Source organism: Pseudomonas hunanensis, from assembly GCF_013393325.1.
In the GTDB taxonomy this organism is placed as follows: domain Bacteria; phylum Pseudomonadota; class Gammaproteobacteria; order Pseudomonadales; family Pseudomonadaceae; genus Aquipseudomonas; species Aquipseudomonas putida_P.
The window spans coordinates 36,877-55,644 of the sequence record NZ_QJRC01000088.1 but is presented as its reverse complement, the minus strand read 5'-3'; the positions used below and the strand labels follow the sequence as shown (position 1 = coordinate 55,644).

Genomic DNA, 18,768 nt, shown 5'->3' with positions numbered 1-18,768 from the left:
GGATGGCCTGACTTGATATCGCTGGGAAACTGGCGGCGCTAAAGCTCGCGGCGATCCCTGAACATGACGTATACCGGTGCCAGCCCAGCCTGCGGCGGAAACACCACGATGTAGTCATCGAATTGAACCTGCGTCAGGTCCATGAAGCGCTCTATGATAGGCACATTGGGCATGTGCAGATAGCTAATGCTCGGCGGCCGGGAGATGTCTATCGGCGGATAGGGCGCGCTGCCCTTCTGCCACAGAACGGTAACAGGCGCCCCGGTCTCGCTAGTGAATGCGAAAGCCCGCCGACCCGCATCCCAACCAGCTTCCCGCACCCGCACGCGCGAAGGCACGATGGGGCCCTGCGTCGAGGTCATCAGCACATGACAGTAACGGGTAAAGGGTTTTACACCTTTGGTGCTGCCGGAGCGGGCACCACGCACCATCGAGCACAGACGCATGGGCAGATCCACCTCTGCCCGTTCAGCGGCCAGATCGGCCCAATCCTGCCGATCTTCGTCGAGTATTTCAGCAAGTGGCACCGTCAGCCCGAAACGCGGGTCATCGCTTGGGGTTCCCTGCACAAACTCGATTAAATCCGCATACGTACCGGGGTGGTCACCTTGCAAGGAGGTCGCCTGCCACTCCAGCTCTGCCACCGCCGAGCGCACGGTCTTGATCAGATGGCGTTGCTGTTGGGCAACGTCACCGTTCAAGCCCTGCGACATCAGCAATGCCGGGTGCAGGTTTGAGGCATCAGCTGCCGCTACCAACGTCAAAGGTCCATGCCCTGGGCCAGCCCCGGTCGCTCTGGCCAACTGGGCAATACGTGCTTCCAGGTGTTCTATCAGTGTCACACCGCGAGCGTACAACACGGAATGACGCCCTTGCGCCATGGCCAAGGCCGCAGCATGACGCTGGCTACCGGCATTCATTTCTTGCAGCGCCACGGCCTGAATCGCTGCGTCCAGGAAGGGGCTGGTAGCATCACGCACGGCAGCGTCGAGTGCGAACTTGACCGACATGTGCAACCGCTCAAGTTGAAACACTGCCTGCGCAGCTTGGTGCTGAATGGATTCCAGAGCACGCAGCGTAGCAAGGCTGAAAGCCAGTTGCTGTTCCGGCGTGCTGGCCACTGGGTCAATGGTTAGCTGTTGCTCAAGTGCAGCAAGCTGCAGCGTTGCCTGCTGCTCAGCGGCATGAACCTGCGCCACCAACTTGCGCACTTTCTCCAGGTTGCGAGTGGAAGACTGGCTGGCACGCTGTTCGCTCGCCATGCTTCGAAGCGCTCTTGACGGCTGTAAATGCTGCCCCTTGAAGGCCGGAAAGCCATTTCTCTGGTGCCACGATTTGATTGTTGCAACGATATGCTCTGGCGAGTTTATAGCGCCGACGGCATCGGCGTTTGAGTAGAACAAAAGGTCACTACCGGCGGGGTGGCCGACTATCTGGTCGAAATGATCGATGAGAGCGTTGTGCTCAGACCTCTGAGTCTCAACGTTCCATAGCGTAGTGACTAGCGATAAGAAACTTTGCTCGTCGTGATCTTGTAGTCGACTTTCAAGCTTCATCTTCCGTGCCCCTTAAAACCAGACCGGACACAACAAAATCCTTAGTGTACGAATAAATCAAATCAATATACCCAAAGCCCGCACCGGAGAGTCGATACATATCCCACCCACCCGTCTTACCTATCGGTTCCGGCATTACCAACGGCTCGCTCGTTCTTAGAGGACTACCCCAAGCAGCTCTAACAGCGCTCTTATCTAAACAACCGTAGGGCTCAGATAAACAATCTTTAAATTCAGGCGCCAAATCCACTCGCCTTATGATAGTTATAGCCACCGCTTTTAACATTTTGCTGTCTGAATCAAACTCAAAACTAACACCCGGCTCCGGCTCTAGGTAAAAATCCTCCGCCCCCGGGTAAAGCTTGATATGTCGCAGATTCGGATCAAGCCCATTCTCAACTAAATCAGCATAAGTCCTGTTAACGCTTTCCAGCCAAGGCTCAACTGCTACAATCCTTTTCATGCGTCACCTTTTATTAATCAGTTTCTTGAGCAATTCTGTAAGCTCCACCTTGATACCCTCAACACGTTCAGGCGAAATTCCATTTTCTATTAAACCTTTCTTTAGTGCTTCAACATTACTGCCAATAGCTGACAAGGGATCTTTGGCATCTAGAGCTTGTTTAGCTTTGGTGTTACGCCCGCCGTACGTTTCGCTGTACTTTCGATGCACTTCTGTAGGAATAACGACAGCAGGTGCACGCCTTAGTATTTGGTATATTTCATACAGTTGCAGGTCTGGAAAATTTTTCTGTAACCATCGTTTCAATGCGGATTGAGATGGAATGTGGTCCACGTCCATGTCATCCCTTATGCTGCGACGCTCCAAGTCATTAAAATTCCCAGTTTCTCCGACTTCTGCAGGTTCATTATTAACCAGCCCAGGCTCCGGCAGATCTACATCACCACCGAATCCAGGAATTATGGCCCCTGTCTCGTCCGGATTCTCGCCAGGAAGTATTTCAAGACTTGGCCCCACAGGATCCAAGGTATCGCCTGGCAGAATGCCCGGCAGTAACGGCCCCTCCGGCAAGGGTGTCGGGCCGAGCAGCTCCGCGCCTGGGGCCACCAACGGCGTCCAGGTGCGTGATGGTTGGCCCTGAACAATGCCAGCATCGAACTCAAGGGCCAGACTGGCGGCGAACCACGGCTCAAACGGCAGGACCACTGCCGGCACGCCTAGAGTGTCCGCTGGTGTGTGGATTCTTAGCTGGTCAAGGTTGTACAACCCAGAGCCAACATCAACAGCTCCAACATGACGAAGCTCAAACTCGTGTCGCGCGCCGCTCCAACTTGCTCGCGGGGCCACGGGTGGAAAACCCCTGATGATTCGACGCTGATTCACCTCATCGAATTGACCGAGCAACCCCTGCTCCGCCGCAATGGCCCGCCATACCGCGCTTTCGAATGCCGGCATGCCGGTGAACAAGCGGCCGCGTAGCTGGTTACCAACCTGCACCGGCATTGCTACGCCAGCGGCAGCGCCATTCGCGGGCCACCAGTCAGCGCCAGCGACTTGGCCATTACCGCTGACAACACCAGTACCCGCCGGCGAAACTACGAATGAAAAGTACTGGGGCAGTTGACCAGGGATACAGACGATGCAGTCATCGAAGCGAAGGTCCACGCCAGCGCCAACCTCTGCAGCTTGTGGCTCAAGCGCGAGCATCCGGCCGTTGGACGGGCTTTCCGCCACCGGGGTAGCGTTACCCAGAACGATGGTTTTCCCGTCGGGCGTCTGTGCCTCGACTCGGTAGGTATCGGTGACGGGGTCGTAAACGGCATTCCTGACCCGGACCTCCGGGGCGATTCCGGCGCCTGTGGCGGCCACCGCTATCGCACTGCCACCTGGAAGATGCTCGATCTTGATGCGCTGACCCATGCGGGCCGACCCACCCGCATCGGCGATAGCCTGAAGATCCTGCCCTGGCGCAATGCCCAGCAGGTCTGCATGTATGCCCAAACCTTCGAAGTGACGCCTGCGCTGGGCTTCGGTCAGTTCGCCATTCCCCAGCGCCGGCGAATACAGCATGGCCGTGGCCGAGAGACCGACCGCCTGACCAAGGCGGATAGCTGCAACCCTCAGCACTTCCTTGGCCGCGCTAGCAATCGCCTGCTCGATAGCCGTTGCCAGCTCAGCCGCAACCTGCGCGCCTGCCTGACCAAGCAACACGCCCCCAGCCGACGCAGCCGCTACTGGCACGGTCAGCGTGGCGGCCTCCTTCAGCCGAACAAGGCGCCGGTCTTCGTCAACCTGCTGCTTGTAGCGAATTCTGGATTCGCGCAGCTCAGCGTATTGCCGCTGACGCTCCCATTCCGCCTCCCTGGCGCGCCAGAGCTGTTCCTGTTGGGCATGTTCTACAGCCAGCTCGGCTGAGCGCTGCGACAGCTGGGCAATTGCCTCCTGCAGCAAACGAGCCTCTGAGGCCGCTACGTACGCTGTTTCCCAGCCCTGATGCAGTTGCTGCATGTGTTGCGCGGTCGCCAGCCCGGCCAGTCGGGCGGCGTATGTACCTGCATCAGCATCATGGCCAGCAAAAGCCCCGGCCAACGCCTGCCGATTCGCCAACTCAAGCTGCTTGGCGGCTATAAGCCCTTTGGTTTCGTTTTGCGCTTTGGTGATCTGGTAAAGCTGCCAACGCTCACTGCCGTCGTATTCCGGGCGTTTGCGCGCTGCGTTGATCTCCTGCTGTAGCGCCTGTGCCAAGCCTTGCGCCTGGCCAGCGAAATGCGCATCAAGCTGCACGCGCCGAACTTCACGTGCCTGGCTATGAGCCTCCACTTGCTGCCTATGTAATGCAGCCAGCATTTCGGCATGAGCCCTTGCGGCTGCCGCTTGGCGAGCCTGCTCCTGGGCTCTTGCTTGCGCCAAGGCAGCAGCACGCGCTCTGGCACGCTTCTTCTTGCGACGTCGGCTGGAACCGCCAAAGCCACCACCGAAGCCACCGCCGCCGCCAATGCTGAAGAAGCCGCCCCCGCCGCTACTGGAACCTGAGGAGCCAGGGGTGATGACAACATCACCCGTGGAACTGTCATGAAGTGTGTTTTGAGCCATACAGATTCTCCTTCTCTGTATGGCTCAGGCTGACGATCTAGCCGTCGGTCACTGCGTTACTTATTCCTCTGTCCTTGTTCACGTCTTTCAACATGTTGCAGCAAACGAGAGTCAGCCCCAGCGCAGATCAGCGCTTGTTGGCGAGCAGGTACAGCCCCACAGCCAGACCAACGGCGCACAAGCCTGCCACATAGTAGGCAGGCGCCATCGGGCTCACCTTCAGCAGCGCGGTCACCACCATCGGCGTCAAACCGCCGAAGATCGCGTAGGCCACGTTGTACGAGAACGACAGCCCGCTGAAGCGCACCGCCGCCGGGAATGCCTTGACCATTACATAAGGCACCGCGCCAATCACGCCCACGCACAGGCCGGTCACGGCATACAGCGGGAACAGCAGCTCGGGCCGGGTTGGCAGGCTGTGGTAGAAGGTCCAGGAGCTGGCCAGCAGCAGCAGGCTGCCGATCACGAACACCCGGCCCGCACCAAAGCGGTCGGCCAGGCTGCCGGCGCCGATGCAGCCAAAGCTAAGCAATACAATGGCCAGGCTGTTGGCCTTGAGCGAGTCGGTCGGGCTGATGTGGTAGAAGCTCTGCAGCAGCGCCGGGGTCATCAGGATGACCACCACGATCCCGGCCGACAGCATCCAGGTCAGCAACATCGACAGGATGATCGGGCCACGGTGGTCACGCAGCACGGCGCGCAGTGGCAGCTCCTCGGCCAGTGCCTTACGTTGCTGCATTTCGGCGAACACCGGGGTTTCGTGCAGCCAGCGGCGCAGGTAGACCGAGAACAGGCCGAACACGCCACCCAGCAGGAACGGGATACGCCAGGCGTAATCGGCCACTTCTTCCACGCTGTACACACTGTTGATCAGTGTCGCTACCAGCGAGCCAAGCAGAATGCCGGCGGTCAGGCCTGCCGTCAGGGTACCGCAGGCGTAGCCAGTGTTGCGCGCTGGCACATGCTCGGAGACGAACACCCAGGCACCCGGCACCTCGCCGCCGATCGCCGCGCCTTGGATCACGCGCATCAGCAACAGCAGGATAGGTGCCCACATGCCGATTTGTGCATACGTCGGCAGCAGGCCCATGATCAGGGTCGGCACGGCCATCATGAAAATGCTCAGGGTGAACATCTTCTTGCGCCCGAGCAGGTCGCCGAAATGGGCCATGATGATGCCGCCCAACGGCCGCGCCAGGTAGCCAGCGGCGAAGATGCCGAACGTTTGCATCAGGCGCAGCCACTCCGGCATGTCGGCCGGGAAGAACAACTTGCCCACCACCGTGGCGAAGAACACGAAAATAATGAAGTCGTAGAACTCCAGCGCGCCGCCCAGGGCGGACAGTGAGAGGGTCTTGTAGTCACTGCGGGTCAGCGGCCGCGAGGGCTGCTCGATACTGCTCGGCACGGAAGTCATCGCTCGTTGTTCTCTTTGTAGGGCATGCAGGCCGCTTGGCACGCGGCTTCTGGATTGGGAGACAAGCGAAGATAGCAAATTGCCGAGCTGCGCCGAAAGCGATACAAAATCCCTACAGATATTCATGAATGCACGGTCGTCGCTGGCCGTTATGCTCTATATACTGGCAGTTCGTAGGAAAAGGTTGCTGCTAGCGTGGGATGTTGTGCGAAAACTCCGGTCTTTATGTCAGGCGGTTTCGCAGAGTTTCCCTACGGCCGCCCAGTGAAACGAAATCGGCGTAGTATGTTTCAAGCTGAATCGTTTACCCGGCCTTTGCGCCACACCAACGAAAGCGTCACGGGTCAGAGGCCCCATCGCATGATTGAGCTCGAACAAGAAGATCCGATCCCGCAAGGCGACCTGGCCTTGCAGATCACCGCACTGCCGCGCGAGACCAACGGGTTTGGCGACATCTTCGGCGGCTGGCTGGTTGCCCAAATGGATTTGGCCGGCACCGCCATGGCCAGCCGTGTTGCTGGCGGCCGCGTGGCCACCGTGGCCATCGACCGCATGGCCTTCCTGGTACCGGTGGCAGTAGGCGCGCAGCTGTCGTTCTACACCCAGACCCTGGAAATCGGCCGCAGCTCGATCCAGATGATGGTCGAAGTGTGGAGCGACGACCCGCTGTCCAGCGAATGGCGCAAGGTCACCGAAGCGGCATTCGTCTTCGTCGCCATCGACGGCAGTGGCCGCACCCGCTCCGTGCCTCGTCGCTGAGCCACGCCGGCGGTAAACTCATTGCATGTGCCCGGGTCCAAGGCCCACTGGCAATCAATGAGATGAACGCAATGGCTACCTTCCAGGTCGTAACCGAGCAACATGGCGAACTCAACTGCTGGCGTATCAGCAGCGACCGCGCCGAACTCCTGATCGCCCAGCAGGGCGCACAGATCCTCAGCTACCAGCGGGTGGGCGAACCACCGCTGCTGTGGCTGAGCGACCAGGCCATCTTCCGCCAGGGCAAGTCGGTACGCGCCGGGGTACCGGTGTGCTGGCCGTGGTTTGGCAACCTGCAACGCAACCCCGAGGCCGTGCAGGCCATGTACCACGCTGAGCAGGCACCTGCTCACGGGCTGGCGCGCTCGCGTGACTGGCAGTTGCTGGGCATCGAGGAGGTGGGCGGCGGCCTGCGCATTGAATTCGAACTGCCTGAAGCGCAGGGCGACCTGCCCGGCTGGCCTCATGACGTCGAGTTGAAGCTGGTGGTGGAGCTGGGCGAGGCGCTGAAGCTGAACCTGACCAGCCGCAACATGGGCAATACCTCCGTTACTATCAGCCAAGCCCTGCACAGCTACTTTGCCGTCAGCGATGTACGCCAGGCACGGGTCGAAGGGGTCGAGGGGCTGGGTTATATCGAAACCCTGGCGGACTGGGAACAGCGCCAGCAGCTGGGAGCACTGGCGTTTACCGGGGAGACTGACCGGATTTACCTCGACACTCCATCGCGACTGAGCATTGTCGACCCGCATTGGAATCGGCGAGTTACCTTGACCAGCAATGGATCACGTTCGGCGGTGATCTGGAACCCCTGGACCGAGCGGGCGCGGGAGCTGGCAGATATGGCCGACGATGGCTGGCAGCGAATGCTGTGCATCGAAACGGCGAATGTGTGGGATGACCTGGTGGAACTGAAGCCGGGGGCAAGTCATTCGCTGGGACTGCAGATCGGTTGTGAAATGATCTGAGTTTTGCCGTGGTTTTTCGGGCCCCTTCGCGGGTTTACCCGCGAAGGGGCCCGTGCAGATAATCAGAGGTCTGCGTCTTCCACCACCCTCACCTTCCCCGCATCCAGTGCATAGGCCGCATCGGCCAGGTCGTTGCTGACCTTTTCCACCTTCAGCTTGCCGCTGACCCACAGCGGTGTGTAGATGTCATCGATCTTCAACCCTTTCGGGTAGCGCACCAGCACCAGCTGGTTCGGCGGCGGTGGCGGCACATGGATGCACGCACCTGGGTACGGCACCAGGAAAAACAGCGTGCTGTTGCCCTTGGCATCGCTTTCCAGCGGCACCGGGTAACCGCCCAAGCGGATGTCTTTGCCGTTCATGGCCGCCACGGTCTTGGTCGAGTACATCACCGCCGGCAAGCCCTTGCTCTGCTTGAGGCCACCCTTGTCGGTAAAGGTGCCCATGGCTTCTGGCGAGTTGTGGTCGATTTCGGGCATTTGCTCGAGCGCCTTCTGGTCCGACTTGGGCATCAGCTCCAGCCAGTCGGTTTCAGGCAGTTCAGCATGGGCCAGGGCGCTGGCCAACAGCAGGGGGACAAGGAAAAAGGCACGCATGGAAATGCTCGGCAACTCGGATGAATTGCCGGGCATTCTAACCAGTATTCAGCGTTTCTTGATGAATCCGTAGATCACCAGAAGGATGACCGCACCAATCAAGGCGCCAAGGAAGCCTGCTGCCTGCCCAGCCTGGTAAATGCCCAGCGCCTGGCCGCCATAGGTGGCCAACAGGGAGCCGGCAATACCCAGCAGGATGGTCATGATCCAGCCCATGCTGTCGTCGCCCGGCTTGATGAAGCGGGCCAGCAGGCCGACGATGAGGCCGATGAAGATGGTTCCAATGATGCCCATGGCAATCCCTCTGCAGTGAATATGGAACAAGCCAAAGCCTAGACGGCCTTTGGCTTGTTGCCATGTTCAGAGGGCAAGCCGCTTGCAGAAGTTCGATTTGCAGCCCGATCAGTTGCTGATCAGTGCCTCTACTTCGGCAATCTTGCGTTCAAGGGTGGCCATGTCATGGCAGCGCAGCGTGGCATGGCCAACCTTGCGGCCAACCTTGAAGGCCTTGCCATAGTGGTGCAGGTGGCAGTCGGCGATGGCGACGACTTTGTCCACGGCCGGCACTTCACCGATGAAGTTGAGCATCGCGCTCTCGCCCACCTTGGCGGTCGAGCCCAGCGGCAGGCCGGCAACGGCGCGCAGGTGGTTCTCGAACTGGCTGCACTCGGCGCCTTCGATGGTCCAGTGCCCGGAGTTGTGCACGCGCGGGGCGATTTCGTTGGCCTTCAGGCCGCCGTCTACCTCGAAGAACTCGAAGGCCATCACGCCAACGTAATCCAGCTTCTGCAACACACGGCCGACGTAGTCTTCGGCCAGGGCCTGCAGCGGGTGTGCCTGGCTGGCCACCGACAGGCGCAGGATGCCGCTTTCGTGCGTATTGTGCACCAGCGGGTAGAAGCGGGTTTCGCCATCGCGGGCACGTACAGCCACCAGCGACACCTCGCCAGTGAACGGCACGAAGCCTTCCAGCAGGCATGGCACGCTGCCCAGCTCGGCGAAGGTACCGACCACGTCTTCTGGCGTGCGCAGCACCTTCTGGCCCTTGCCGTCGTAACCCAGGGTGCGGGTTTTCAGTACGGCTGGCAGGCCGATGCTGGCCACCGCCGCCTCCAGGTCTGCCTGCGAGAGGATGTCGGCGAAGGCCGGGGTGGGAATGCCCAGGTCGCGGAACATGCTCTTTTCGAACAGGCGGTCACGGGCGATGCGCAGCGCTTCGGCGCTGGGGTACACCGGCACGAACTGCGAGAGGAAGGCCACGGTCTCGGCCGGGACGCTTTCGAACTCGAAGGTGACCAGGTCGACTTCGTCGGCCAACTGGCGCAGGTGGTCCTGGTCGCCGTAGTCGGCACGCAGGTGCTCGCCCAGGGGCGCGGCGCAAGCGTCCGGCGCCGGGTCGAGGAAGGCGAAGTTCATGCCCAGCGGGGTGCCCGCCAGGGCCAGCATGCGGCCCAGCTGGCCGCCACCGATTACACCGATCTTCATGGGTTGAGCCTCAAGCCTGGCGCGGGTCTGGGTTGTCCAGCACGGTGTCGGTCTGTTCCGTGCGGAACTGCTTCAACGCCGCGTGGTACTGCGGGTACTTGGCGCCAAGGATACTGGCCGACAGCAATGCAGCGTTGACCGCACCGGCACGGCCGATGGCCAGGGTGGCAACCGGCACGCCAGCAGGCATCTGCACGATCGACAGCAGCGAATCGACGCCCGACAGCATCGACGACTGCACCGGCACGCCCAGCACCGGCAGATGGGTCTTGGCGGCGCACATGCCTGGCAGGTGGGCTGCGCCACCGGCACCGGCGATGATCACCTCGATGCCACGGCCCTCGGCCTCCTCGGCATACTGGAACAGCAGATCCGGGGTGCGGTGAGCGGAAACCACCTTCACTTCGTAGGGAATGCCGAGTTTTTCCAGCATATCGGCGGTGTGGCTAAGGGTGGACCAATCGGACTTGGAGCCCATGATCACGCCAACCAGTGCACTCATCGTCGAGCCTCTTCGCTTGTGCGCCCGCAGGCGCGTCAAAAAACAACAAGCCACGCGGGACGACCGGCGTGGCTTGTTTGCTGATCAGGACCGGATGCATCCGGTCGAAAGGCCGCGCAGTATACCGTAAGGTAGTGCGATTAAGGCACCCCGGCGACCAACTGTCGGGCCTTATTTTTCGGGGCTTTGGCTGACTTTTGGGTCAACCGCCGCCGCCCCCTCGAGCTTGCGCCACAACAGCCTGACGTTGGCCTTGCGCACCAGGGCGCAGCGGTACAGGCGAATTTCCAGTGGCACATGCCACTGGCTGCCGCCGCAGACAGCCAGTTCGCCCCGTTCCAGCTCGCCTCGCATCGACAGGCGCGGCACCCAGGCGATGCCCAGGCCTTCCAACGCCATGCTTTTAAGGCTGTCGGCCATGGCGGTTTCATAGACGGTGGTATAGCGCAGGTTGCGCTGGCGCAGCAGCAAATTCACCGACCGCCCGAGGAATGCACCCGCGGTATAGGCCAGCAGCGGCACGCTGCCCTCGCCTTCCAGGTCGAACAATGGCTTGCCTTCAGCATCCACTGCACACACCGGCAGCATTTCCGTAGTGCCCATGTGCAGCGACGGGAAGATCTCGGCATCCATCTGCAGGGCCGCATCCGGGTCGTAGAAAGCCAGCATCAGGTCACAGCCGCCCTCGCGCAATGCGTGCACGGCATCTCCGACGTTAGTCGCAACCAGGCGGGTGGCGATGTTCAAACCGTCGTTGCGCAACTGGGCAACCCAACGGGGGAAAAAGCCTGATGCCAAGGAGTGTGCCGCCGCTACCTGAACCACCTCGCCCTGCCCACCCTCAAGGTGATGTAAATGGCGGAGAATTTCGCCCAACTGGTCGACAACGGTGCGCGCTGTGACGAGAAAAAGCTGCCCGGCTTCGGTCAGTTCGATCGGTGTGCGGGAACGGTTCACCAGTTGCAGGCCCAGCGCCGCTTCAAGGCTGCGAATGCGCCGGCTGAAGGCCGGTTGGGTCACGAAACGCCGCTCTGCCGCCTGGGAAAAACTGCGGGTAGCGGCCAGCGCACTGAAGTCTTCCAGCCATTTGCTTTCAAGGTTCACGAAGCACATCTCCCGGCATGCACCAAAATGGAACACGCTCGAATGTCAATTGGCGTCACACGAAACACTATGCCGTTTGTGCATAGGTTAGCGTGCAACAGCATTGGCCGCAAAATCACCTTCAGGCCTAGGATTGGCGCCATTCCGGCATGTGCCGGGTCAAAATCGAGATGATATACATCATGTCCTCCGCTGCATCGTTCCGCGTCGAAAAAGACTTGTTGGGTACCCTTGAAGTTCCTGCAGATGCCTACTACGGCATCCAGACCCTGCGCGCTGCCAACAACTTCCACCTCTCCGGTGTTCCACTGTCGCACTACCCGAAGCTGGTCGTGGCCCTGGCCATGGTCAAGCAGGCCGCTGCCGACGCCAACCGTGAGCTGGGTCACCTGAGCGATGCCAAGCACGCTGCCATCACCGCAGCCTGCGCCCGCCTGATCAAAGGCGATTACCACGACCAGTTCGTGGTGGACATGATCCAAGGCGGTGCTGGTACTTCTACCAACATGAACGCCAACGAAGTCATTGCCAACGTTGCGCTGGAGGCCATGGGCCACCAGAAGGGTGAGTACCAGTACCTGCACCCGAACAACGACGTGAACATGGCGCAGTCGACCAACGACGCCTACCCGACCGCTATCCGTCTGGGCCTGCTGCTGGGTCACGACGCACTGCTGGCCAGCCTCGACAGCCTGATTCAGGCCTTCGCTGCCAAGGGTAAAGAATTCGACCACGTACTGAAGATGGGCCGTACCCAGCTGCAGGACGCCGTACCGATGACCCTGGGCCAGGAATTCCGCGCCTTCGCCACCACCATGACCGAAGACCTGCAGCGCCTGCGCTCGCTGGCCCCGGAACTGCTGACCGAAATCAACCTGGGCGGTACCGCCATCGGCACCGGCATCAACGCCGACCCTGGCTACCAGGCTCTGGCCGTACAGCGCCTGGCCGCCATCAGTGGCCAGCCGCTGGTACCGGCTGCCGACCTGATCGAAGCCACTTCCGACATGGGCGCCTTCGTGCTGTTCTCCGGCATGCTCAAGCGTACCGCGGTCAAGCTCTCGAAAATCTGTAACGACTTGCGTCTGCTGTCCAGCGGCCCGCGCACCGGCATCAACGAGATCAACCTGCCAGCGCGTCAGCCAGGCAGCTCGATCATGCCAGGCAAGGTCAACCCGGTTATCCCGGAAGCCGTCAACCAGGTGGCCTTCGCCATCATGGGCAACGACCTGGCCCTGACCGTCGCCGCCGAAGGTGGCCAGCTGCAGCTGAACGTGATGGAGCCGCTGATCGCCTACAAGATCTTCGACTCGATCCGCCTGCTGCAACGCGCCATGGACATGCTGCGCGAGCACTGCATCGTCGGCATCACCGCCAACGAACAGCGCTGCCGTGAACTGGTCGAGCACTCGATCGGCCTGGTCACTGCACTGAACCCGTACATCGGCTACGAAAACGCCACCCGTATCGCCCGCGTTGCCCTGGAAAGCGGCCGCGGCGTGCTGGAACTGGTGCGTGAAGAGAAGCTGCTGGACGACGCGATGCTCGACGACATCCTGCGTCCAGAAAACATGATCGCCCCGCGCCTGGTTCCGCTGAAGTCGTAACCAGCCCGCTGCAAACAGTCTCACCAGGTTAAGGGACTAGACACCTCTCAACCTTTCAAGGCCCGAGCCTATGCTTCGGGCCTTTTTTTTGCCTGATGGTTTTGCCGCCACCAGGCGGCCTCGGATATCGGCACACAACTTGCTCCATAATGCGTCCCAGGCCAACGGGATTACCCAGCATGCTGCACAGTCACCTGACCACCCTCAATGCGGTTTCGCTGATCCTCAATGTCTTTCAGGCAGACGGTTGCGAGGCCTCGGCACTGCTGGCCGGCAGCGGCATCGGCCCGGCAGACCTGGGCCACGCCGATGCGCGCATCACCACCCAGCAGGAACTGCAGGTGTGCGCCAACGCAGTGGCCCGGCGTGAGGACATCGGCCTGGAGCTGGGCCGGCGCATGCATGTGTCGTGCTACGGCATGCTCGGTTACGCCCTGCTCTCCAGTGCCACTTTGGGTGACGCCTTGCGCCTGGCGCTGCAGTATCCGGCACTGCTGGGAACAGTCTTCAAGCTGCGTTTGCTCGACGACGGCCAGCGCGTCTGGTTCAGCGCCAGCGACTATCACGACAGCCCTGCGCTGAGCGCGTTCAACGCAGAGTTCTGCCTGGTTTCGCTGAAAGTCATCTGCGACGACCTGCTTGGCCGCCCGTTGCCGCTGCTGGGCACCCGTTTCGAGCACCCTCGTCCTGGTTACCACACACGCTATGCCGATGCGTTCCAATGCCCGATCGGCTTCTCCGCCGAGGACAATGCCTTTGCCTTCGAAAGGCGCTGGCTGGATATGCCGCTGCCGCTGGCCGACCCGATTACCCACAAGGCCATGAGTGAACGCTGCCGACGCCTGAACCTGGAGTTCACGGGCCGCCAGGCCTGGCTAGGGCGGATTCGCCAGCTGCTGGTGCAGCAGTTGGACGCAGCACCGGGGCTGGAAGGGCTGGCGAGGCAGATGAACTGCTCGTCGCGCACCCTGCGTCGGCATTTACAGGCGTTGGGCTGCAGTTATCAACAGCTGCTGGACGAGCTAAGGTTCGAACGGGCCAAGCAGTTGTTGGCAGACGAGCAAATGCCGATTTACCGGATTGCCGAGACCTTGGGCTTCAGTGAGACGGCCAGCTTTCGGCATGCGTTCCAACGCTGGAGTGGTGTGGCGCCCAGCCACTTTCGCGGTTGAGCTGCTGCGGCCAAAGCGCTTGGCCATATCGATCCCCTTTTGGCCATTTGCGTCGTTCTCCCGTACTGATCCGCCCATGACAATGGACCCACGCCAGTACCCACCGGAGAACAACAATGCTGACGATCTATTCCGATGACCACCGCCTGCACCACGGCCGCTGCGAGCTGATCGACGGCAAGCTGATGCCCTGCTTCGAAATGCCTTCGCGTGCAGACCATGTGCTCGACCAGGTAAAAAAGCGCAACCTCGGCGATATCCAAGGCCCTACCGATTTCGGCCGCGCGCCGTTGCTTCGCATCCACAGCGCCGACTACCTGAACTTCTTCGAGGGCGCCTGGGCCCGCTGGGCCGCATTGGGCCATGAGGGCGACCTGCTGCCCTTCACCTGGCCTGCGCGCACCCTGCGCCAGGTAAAACCCACTGGCCTGCACGGTGAGCTGGGCTACTACAGTTTCGATGCCGGTGCACCGATCACCGCCGGCACTTGGCAAGCGGCCTACAGCGCCGCCCAGGTCGCCCTTACCGCCCAGGCAGCGATCCAGCAAGGTGCCCATTCGGCCTTCGCGCTGTGCCGTCCGCCAGGGCACCACGCCGCTGGCGAAGTGATGGGTGGCTACTGCTACCTCAACAACGCCGCCATCGCCGCTCAGGCCTTCCTCGACCAAGGCCGGCGCAAGGTTGCCATCCTCGACGTCGACTACCACCACGGCAACGGAACCCAGGACATCTTCTACAGCCGCGACGATGTGTTCTTTGCCTCGATCCACGGCGACCCGCAGGATGAATTCCCGTTCTTCCTCGGCTATGCCGATGAAACCGGCGAAGGCGCCGGCGAGGGCTGCAACATCAACTACCCCTTGCCGGCCGGTAGCGACTGGGCTGCCTGGAGTGCCGCCCTGGAAGACGCCTGCCAGCGCATCGCCCGCTATGACGCCGACGTACTGGTGATCTCCCTGGGTGTGGACACCTTCAAGGATGACCCCATCTCGCAGTTCAAGTTGGACAGCCCGGACTACCTGGAGATGGGCCAGCGCATCGGCCAGCTGGGCAAGCCGACCTTGTTCGTGATGGAAGGCGGCTACGCTGTGGAAGAAATCGGTATCAACGCGGTCAATGTGCTGGAAGGCTTCCAGCGCGCCCAGCCAGGAGCCCGGTAATGGTCCGACTCAAGCGTCTGCTCACCCCGTTCATCGCTGCCACCCTGTTCACCGGTGCCCTGCACGCCCAAGCGGAGCAGCGCACCCTGCGTGTGTATAACTGGTTCGATTACATCACCCCGCAGACCTTGACCGACTTCCAGAAGGACAGCGGCGTCAAACTGGTGTACGACATCTTCGACACCAACGAAGCACTGGAGGCCAAGCTGCTCACCGGCAACTCCGGCTATGACGTGGTGGTACCGTCCAACGTGTTCCTCGCCAAACAGATCGAAGCCGGGGTTTTCCAGCCGCTGGACCGCAGCAAGCTGCCGAACTGGCAACACCTGGACCCGGCGCTGATGAAGCTGATCGAAGCCAACGACCCGGGCAACAAGTTTGCCGTGCCGTATATGTATGGCACCGTGTTGATCGGCTTCAACCCGGCCAAGGTCAAGGCGGCGCTGGGCGACAATGCGCCGGTGGACAGCTGGGACCTGATCTTCAAGGAAGAGAACATCGCCAAGCTCAAGCAGTGCGGCGTAGCCCTGCTCGACTCGCCATCGGAGATCATGCCTCTGGCCCTGCAGTACCTGGGCTTGCCGCCGAACAGCGACAAACCGGCCGACTACAAGAAGGCCGAGGAACTGATGCTGAAGATTCGCCCGCATATCACCTACTTCCATTCCTCGAAGTACATGGCAGATATTGCCAATGGCGACATCTGCGTGGCGGTAGGCTACAGCGGCAGCTTCTCGCAGGCCGCCAACCGCGCCCGTGAGGCGAAAAATGGCGTGGTGGTGGACATGCGCCTGCCCAAGGAAGGCGCGCCGATCTGGTTCGACATGCTGTCGATTCCGAAGGGCGCGGCCAACCCGGAAGATGCGCATGCGTTCATCAACTACCTGCTGCGACCCGAGGTGATCGCACCCATCAGCGACTTCGTTGGGTATCCGAACCCGAACAAAGATGCGACCGCCAAGGTGAACCCGACGATTCGCAACAACCCCAACCTGTACCCGACGACCGAGGCGATGGCCAAGCTGTATACCCTCAAGCCCCTGGCACGGGATGCCGAACGGGCGCGAACCCGGGCCTGGACGCGGATCAAGTCCGGCACCTGAGTCACCCACGAAGGGCCGCACAGCGGCCCCATTCACTTTCTCCAGGCTTTGCGCAGCTTCATCAGGGCCTCGGCAATCTCACCCTCCGGCACCGCCGCAAACCCCAGCACCAAGCCCGCTCGCTTATCCACAGGCACATCGCTATCCGCCAACCAGAAATTGCTCAGCGGTGTTACCTCCACGCCCACCGCCTCCGCTCTTGCCACCAGTTCCTGCTCTTTCGCAAAGTTATCCACATCGACCTTCACATGCAGCCCAGCCGCCACTTCCGGCATTGCGCCCAACCCCGGAACATCCACTGGCCAACCGGCCTTGAGCACATTGCGCCGGTTCAACGCCGCCTTGCGCATACGGCGGATATGCCGCTGAAAATGCCCGCGGGCCATGAACTCGGCCATCACGCACTGGCTGCTGACCTCCGAATGCCGCACCGCTAGCGCCTTGCCCTGGCTGAACGCCTGCGCCAGCTGCGGCGGGAGCACCAGATAGCCCAGGCGTAACGCCGGGAAGGCGATCTTGCCAAAGGTGCCGACATACAGCACCCGCCCGTGCCGGTCGAGCGCTGCCAGCGGGGCCAGCGGCGCGCCACTGTAGCGATACTCGCCGTCGTAGTCGTCCTCGATGACCCAGCCATCGCTGCGTTCCGCCCAGGCCAGCAATGCCAGGCGGCGCGCCAGGCTCATGGTCACCCCGGTCGGGTACTGGTGAGCAGGCGTGACATAGGCCAGCCGGCAATCCGGCCGTTGCTCGAGCCGGCCGCAATCCATGCCGTCTTCATCCACCGGCACGCCAAACACTCGGCCACCCGCCAGCGTGAAAGCATGACCGGCCGCCCGATAGCCTGGGTTTTCCACAGCCACACCGTCGCCAGGTTGCAGCAGCAGCTGTGCACAAAGGCTGATGGCCTGCTGCGCACCACTGGTGATCACAATTTGTTCAGCCGTGCAGCTCAGCCCGCGCGAGCGGCGCAGGTAAGCCGCGATCAACTCGCGTAAAGCCGGCTCACCTGCCGGATCACCGTAGCCCAGCTGTTCAGGGGAAGGGTTGCGCCAGAAACCCGCCTGCAGCTTGGCCCAGACGTCAAATGGGAACAGGTCGAATGCCGGAATACCGACGCGAAAAGCACGAGGCGCACCGCTTCTTGGCGAGGGCAAATGACCACTTTTCAAGCGCTGCAAAGGCTCGCTCAAACGTCGATCGCTGGATAAATCATCAGTATTTCCAACGGAAAATGTGGATAACCCTGTTGATAAACCCAGGGATAACCCTGTGGATACTTGTGTGGATAGTTTCGGAAGCTGGCTAACGTACGTGCCATCACCGACGCGGCTTTCGATGTAGCCTTCGGCATACAGTTGGTCATAGGCACGCACCACGCTGTTGCGTGACAGCGCCAGCATGCCCGCCAGGTCACGTGTGGCCGGCAGCCGCGTGCCACTGCTCAGGCGCCCATCCAGCACCCGCGCCCTTAACGCCTGATAAAGCTGCTGGCTAAGCCCGCGACGGCGATCAAGGGCGATGCCGGCAGGGTCGAAAGGCAGTATGAGGGGCTGCTGGCTCATGGCATTGGACCTATCAAATCAGACAGTAATGGCTCTTACCCAGAACCAATAGCCTGCCTAGGATGAAGCCATTCGACAAGGATCCCGCCCATGTACAACAGCAAACCCCACCAGGAACACGACCTCGCCCGCCTGCACCAACACATGCTGGACACCCGTCTGGCCGTTCTGGTCAGCCACGGCGAGCAGGGCCTGCTGGCCACGCACCTGCCGGTGCTGGTCGATACCGCTGAGGGCGAGTTCGGCACAGTGTATGCCCACCTGGCCCGGGCCAACCGCCAATGGCAAGACCTCGAGCAAGGCGGCGAAGCGCTGCTGGTGTTCCCCGGCGCCGATGCCTATGTCAGCCCCAGCTACTACCCAAGCAAGGCCGATAACCCCAAGGTGGTGCCGACCTGGAACTACCTGGCTGTGCACGCCTATGGCCCGGCCGATGTTATCCATGAGGCCGAGCCGCTGCTGGCGATCGTAAGCCGCCTGACCGACCGACACGAACAGGGGCGCAGCGAACCGTGGAAGGTCACCGATGCCCCTGCTGACTACCTCGACGGCATGCTCCGCGCCATCGTCGGGGTCCGCCTGCCCATCGCCCGCCTGCAAGGCGCGCGCAAGCTCAGCCAGAACCGCTCCGAGCAAGACATCGCCGGTGTGTGCGAAAGCCTGAGCGCCAGTACCGATCAACAAGACAACCAACTCGCGGCGCACATGCGCCAACTCTGAAG

At 61.3% G+C, this 18,768-nt stretch carries 17 protein-coding genes; 7 read left to right on the top strand and 10 right to left on the bottom strand.

Annotation, left to right across the window (positions count from 1 at the left end):
• Positions 1–38 precede the first annotated feature (38 nt).
• The 4 genes from DM807_RS13465 to DM807_RS13450 form a co-directional block, all read right to left on the bottom strand.
• On the bottom strand, positions 39–1,556 hold the full coding sequence (locus DM807_RS13465) for an S-type pyocin domain-containing protein (RefSeq protein WP_179027457.1): 1,518 nt from the start codon (positions 1,554–1,556) through the stop codon (positions 39–41).
• Positions 1,546–2,019: a DUF6392 family protein gene (locus tag DM807_RS13460; RefSeq protein ID WP_179027456.1), complete on the bottom strand. Its 474-nt coding sequence runs from the start codon at positions 2,017–2,019 to the stop codon at positions 1,546–1,548. The genes DM807_RS13465 and DM807_RS13460 overlap by 11 nt, the downstream gene beginning before the upstream one ends.
• A gap of 3 nt (positions 2,020–2,022) precedes the next feature.
• The gene (locus DM807_RS27705; RefSeq protein ID WP_244965032.1) at positions 2,023–4,611 is read right to left on the bottom strand and encodes an S-type pyocin domain-containing protein; all 2,589 of its coding nucleotides are present in this window, start codon (positions 4,609–4,611) and stop codon (positions 2,023–2,025) included.
• A 127-nt stretch (positions 4,612–4,738) separates the two neighbouring features.
• Positions 4,739–6,028, bottom strand: coding sequence for an MFS transporter (locus DM807_RS13450; RefSeq protein WP_012274859.1), 1,290 nt, complete (start codon positions 6,026–6,028; stop codon positions 4,739–4,741).
• Between the two features lie 360 nt (positions 6,029–6,388).
• Here DM807_RS13450 and DM807_RS13445 point away from each other — a divergent pair, with 360 nt between their 5' ends.
• Positions 6,389–6,787, top strand: coding sequence for an acyl-CoA thioesterase (locus DM807_RS13445; protein ID WP_012274860.1), 399 nt, complete (start codon positions 6,389–6,391; stop codon positions 6,785–6,787).
• Positions 6,788–6,858: 71 nt separating this feature from the next.
• Entirely contained in the window at positions 6,859–7,755 is an 897-nt protein-coding gene (locus DM807_RS13440; RefSeq protein ID WP_060493964.1) for a D-hexose-6-phosphate mutarotase, read from the top strand.
• Positions 7,756–7,817: 62 nt separating this feature from the next.
• Here DM807_RS13440 and DM807_RS13435 read toward each other — a convergent pair whose 3' ends face one another.
• The 5 genes from DM807_RS13435 to DM807_RS13415 all read right to left on the bottom strand — a co-directional run bounded on the left by DM807_RS13435 (position 7,818) and on the right by DM807_RS13415 (position 11,442).
• Positions 7,818–8,351 (bottom strand): DUF3299 domain-containing protein, encoded by a 534-nt coding sequence (locus DM807_RS13435; protein ID WP_012274862.1) that lies wholly within the window; start codon positions 8,349–8,351, stop codon positions 7,818–7,820.
• A gap of 48 nt (positions 8,352–8,399) precedes the next feature.
• Positions 8,400–8,645 (bottom strand): GlsB/YeaQ/YmgE family stress response membrane protein, encoded by a 246-nt coding sequence (locus DM807_RS13430; protein WP_012274863.1) that lies wholly within the window; start codon positions 8,643–8,645, stop codon positions 8,400–8,402.
• A gap of 108 nt (positions 8,646–8,753) precedes the next feature.
• Positions 8,754–9,836, bottom strand: coding sequence for a 5-(carboxyamino)imidazole ribonucleotide synthase (locus tag DM807_RS13425; protein ID WP_012274864.1), 1,083 nt, complete (start codon positions 9,834–9,836; stop codon positions 8,754–8,756).
• Positions 9,837–9,846: 10 nt separating this feature from the next.
• Entirely contained in the window at positions 9,847–10,338 is a 492-nt protein-coding gene (gene purE, locus DM807_RS13420) for a 5-(carboxyamino)imidazole ribonucleotide mutase (protein ID WP_003253304.1), read from the bottom strand.
• A gap of 171 nt (positions 10,339–10,509) precedes the next feature.
• Positions 10,510–11,442 (bottom strand): LysR substrate-binding domain-containing protein, encoded by a 933-nt coding sequence (locus DM807_RS13415; RefSeq protein ID WP_012274865.1) that lies wholly within the window; start codon positions 11,440–11,442, stop codon positions 10,510–10,512.
• A gap of 182 nt (positions 11,443–11,624) precedes the next feature.
• Here DM807_RS13415 and aspA point away from each other — a divergent pair, with 182 nt between their 5' ends.
• From aspA to DM807_RS13395, 4 genes are all read left to right on the top strand, one after another.
• Positions 11,625–13,049: an aspartate ammonia-lyase gene (gene aspA / locus DM807_RS13410; RefSeq protein WP_041166808.1), complete on the top strand. Its 1,425-nt coding sequence runs from the start codon at positions 11,625–11,627 to the stop codon at positions 13,047–13,049.
• A gap of 179 nt (positions 13,050–13,228) precedes the next feature.
• The gene (locus DM807_RS13405) at positions 13,229–14,221 is read left to right on the top strand and encodes an AraC family transcriptional regulator (protein ID WP_012274867.1); all 993 of its coding nucleotides are present in this window, start codon (positions 13,229–13,231) and stop codon (positions 14,219–14,221) included.
• Between the two features lie 116 nt (positions 14,222–14,337).
• Positions 14,338–15,381, top strand: coding sequence for a histone deacetylase family protein (locus DM807_RS13400; RefSeq protein WP_012274868.1), 1,044 nt, complete (start codon positions 14,338–14,340; stop codon positions 15,379–15,381).
• Entirely contained in the window at positions 15,381–16,484 is a 1,104-nt protein-coding gene (locus DM807_RS13395; RefSeq protein WP_060514729.1) for a polyamine ABC transporter substrate-binding protein, read from the top strand. Before DM807_RS13400 ends, DM807_RS13395 begins: the two co-directional genes overlap by 1 nt.
• Before the next feature lie 32 nt (positions 16,485–16,516).
• Here DM807_RS13395 and pdxR read toward each other — a convergent pair whose 3' ends face one another.
• Complete coding sequence (gene pdxR, locus DM807_RS13390; protein ID WP_012274870.1) at positions 16,517–18,046, bottom strand: MocR-like pyridoxine biosynthesis transcription factor PdxR; 1,530 nt, start codon at positions 18,044–18,046, stop codon at positions 16,517–16,519.
• A gap of 90 nt (positions 18,047–18,136) precedes the next feature.
• Between pdxR and DM807_RS13385 the strand changes: the two genes are divergently transcribed.
• Positions 18,137–18,766 carry an FMN-binding negative transcriptional regulator gene (locus tag DM807_RS13385; RefSeq protein WP_012274871.1) on the top strand — a complete coding sequence of 210 codons (630 nt, stop codon included), beginning with the start codon at positions 18,137–18,139 and terminating at the stop codon, positions 18,764–18,766.
• Positions 18,767–18,768: the final 2 nt, after the last annotated feature.

What these genes read in the sequence shown, in the direction of transcription:
- DM807_RS13430 (WP_012274863.1), bottom strand. Translation starts at nt 8,645, where the DNA reads ATGGGCATCATTGGAACCATCTTCATCGGCCTCATCGTCGGCCTGCTG.
- DM807_RS13435 (WP_012274862.1), bottom strand. Translation starts at nt 8,351, where the DNA reads ATGCGTGCCTTTTTCCTTGTCCCCCTGCTGTTGGCCAGCGCCCTGGCC.
- DM807_RS13405 (WP_012274867.1), top strand. Translation starts at nt 13,229, where the DNA reads ATGCTGCACAGTCACCTGACCACCCTCAATGCGGTTTCGCTGATCCTC.
- DM807_RS13385 (WP_012274871.1), top strand. Translation starts at nt 18,137, where the DNA reads ATGTACAACAGCAAACCCCACCAGGAACACGACCTCGCCCGCCTGCAC.
- purE (WP_003253304.1), bottom strand. Translation starts at nt 10,338, where the DNA reads ATGAGTGCACTGGTTGGCGTGATCATGGGCTCCAAGTCCGATTGGTCC.
- DM807_RS13465 (WP_179027457.1), bottom strand. Translation starts at nt 1,556, where the DNA reads ATGAAGCTTGAAAGTCGACTACAAGATCACGACGAGCAAAGTTTCTTA.
- DM807_RS13395 (WP_060514729.1), top strand. Translation starts at nt 15,381, where the DNA reads ATGGTCCGACTCAAGCGTCTGCTCACCCCGTTCATCGCTGCCACCCTG.
- DM807_RS13440 (WP_060493964.1), top strand. Translation starts at nt 6,859, where the DNA reads ATGGCTACCTTCCAGGTCGTAACCGAGCAACATGGCGAACTCAACTGC.
- aspA (WP_041166808.1), top strand. Translation starts at nt 11,625, where the DNA reads ATGTCCTCCGCTGCATCGTTCCGCGTCGAAAAAGACTTGTTGGGTACC.
- DM807_RS13460 (WP_179027456.1), bottom strand. Translation starts at nt 2,019, where the DNA reads ATGAAAAGGATTGTAGCAGTTGAGCCTTGGCTGGAAAGCGTTAACAGG.
- DM807_RS27705 (WP_244965032.1), bottom strand. Translation starts at nt 4,611, where the DNA reads ATGGCTCAAAACACACTTCATGACAGTTCCACGGGTGATGTTGTCATC.
- DM807_RS13445 (WP_012274860.1), top strand. Translation starts at nt 6,389, where the DNA reads ATGATTGAGCTCGAACAAGAAGATCCGATCCCGCAAGGCGACCTGGCC.
- pdxR (WP_012274870.1), bottom strand. Translation starts at nt 18,046, where the DNA reads ATGAGCCAGCAGCCCCTCATACTGCCTTTCGACCCTGCCGGCATCGCC.
- DM807_RS13425 (WP_012274864.1), bottom strand. Translation starts at nt 9,836, where the DNA reads ATGAAGATCGGTGTAATCGGTGGCGGCCAGCTGGGCCGCATGCTGGCC.
- DM807_RS13400 (WP_012274868.1), top strand. Translation starts at nt 14,338, where the DNA reads ATGCTGACGATCTATTCCGATGACCACCGCCTGCACCACGGCCGCTGC.
- DM807_RS13450 (WP_012274859.1), bottom strand. Translation starts at nt 6,028, where the DNA reads ATGACTTCCGTGCCGAGCAGTATCGAGCAGCCCTCGCGGCCGCTGACC.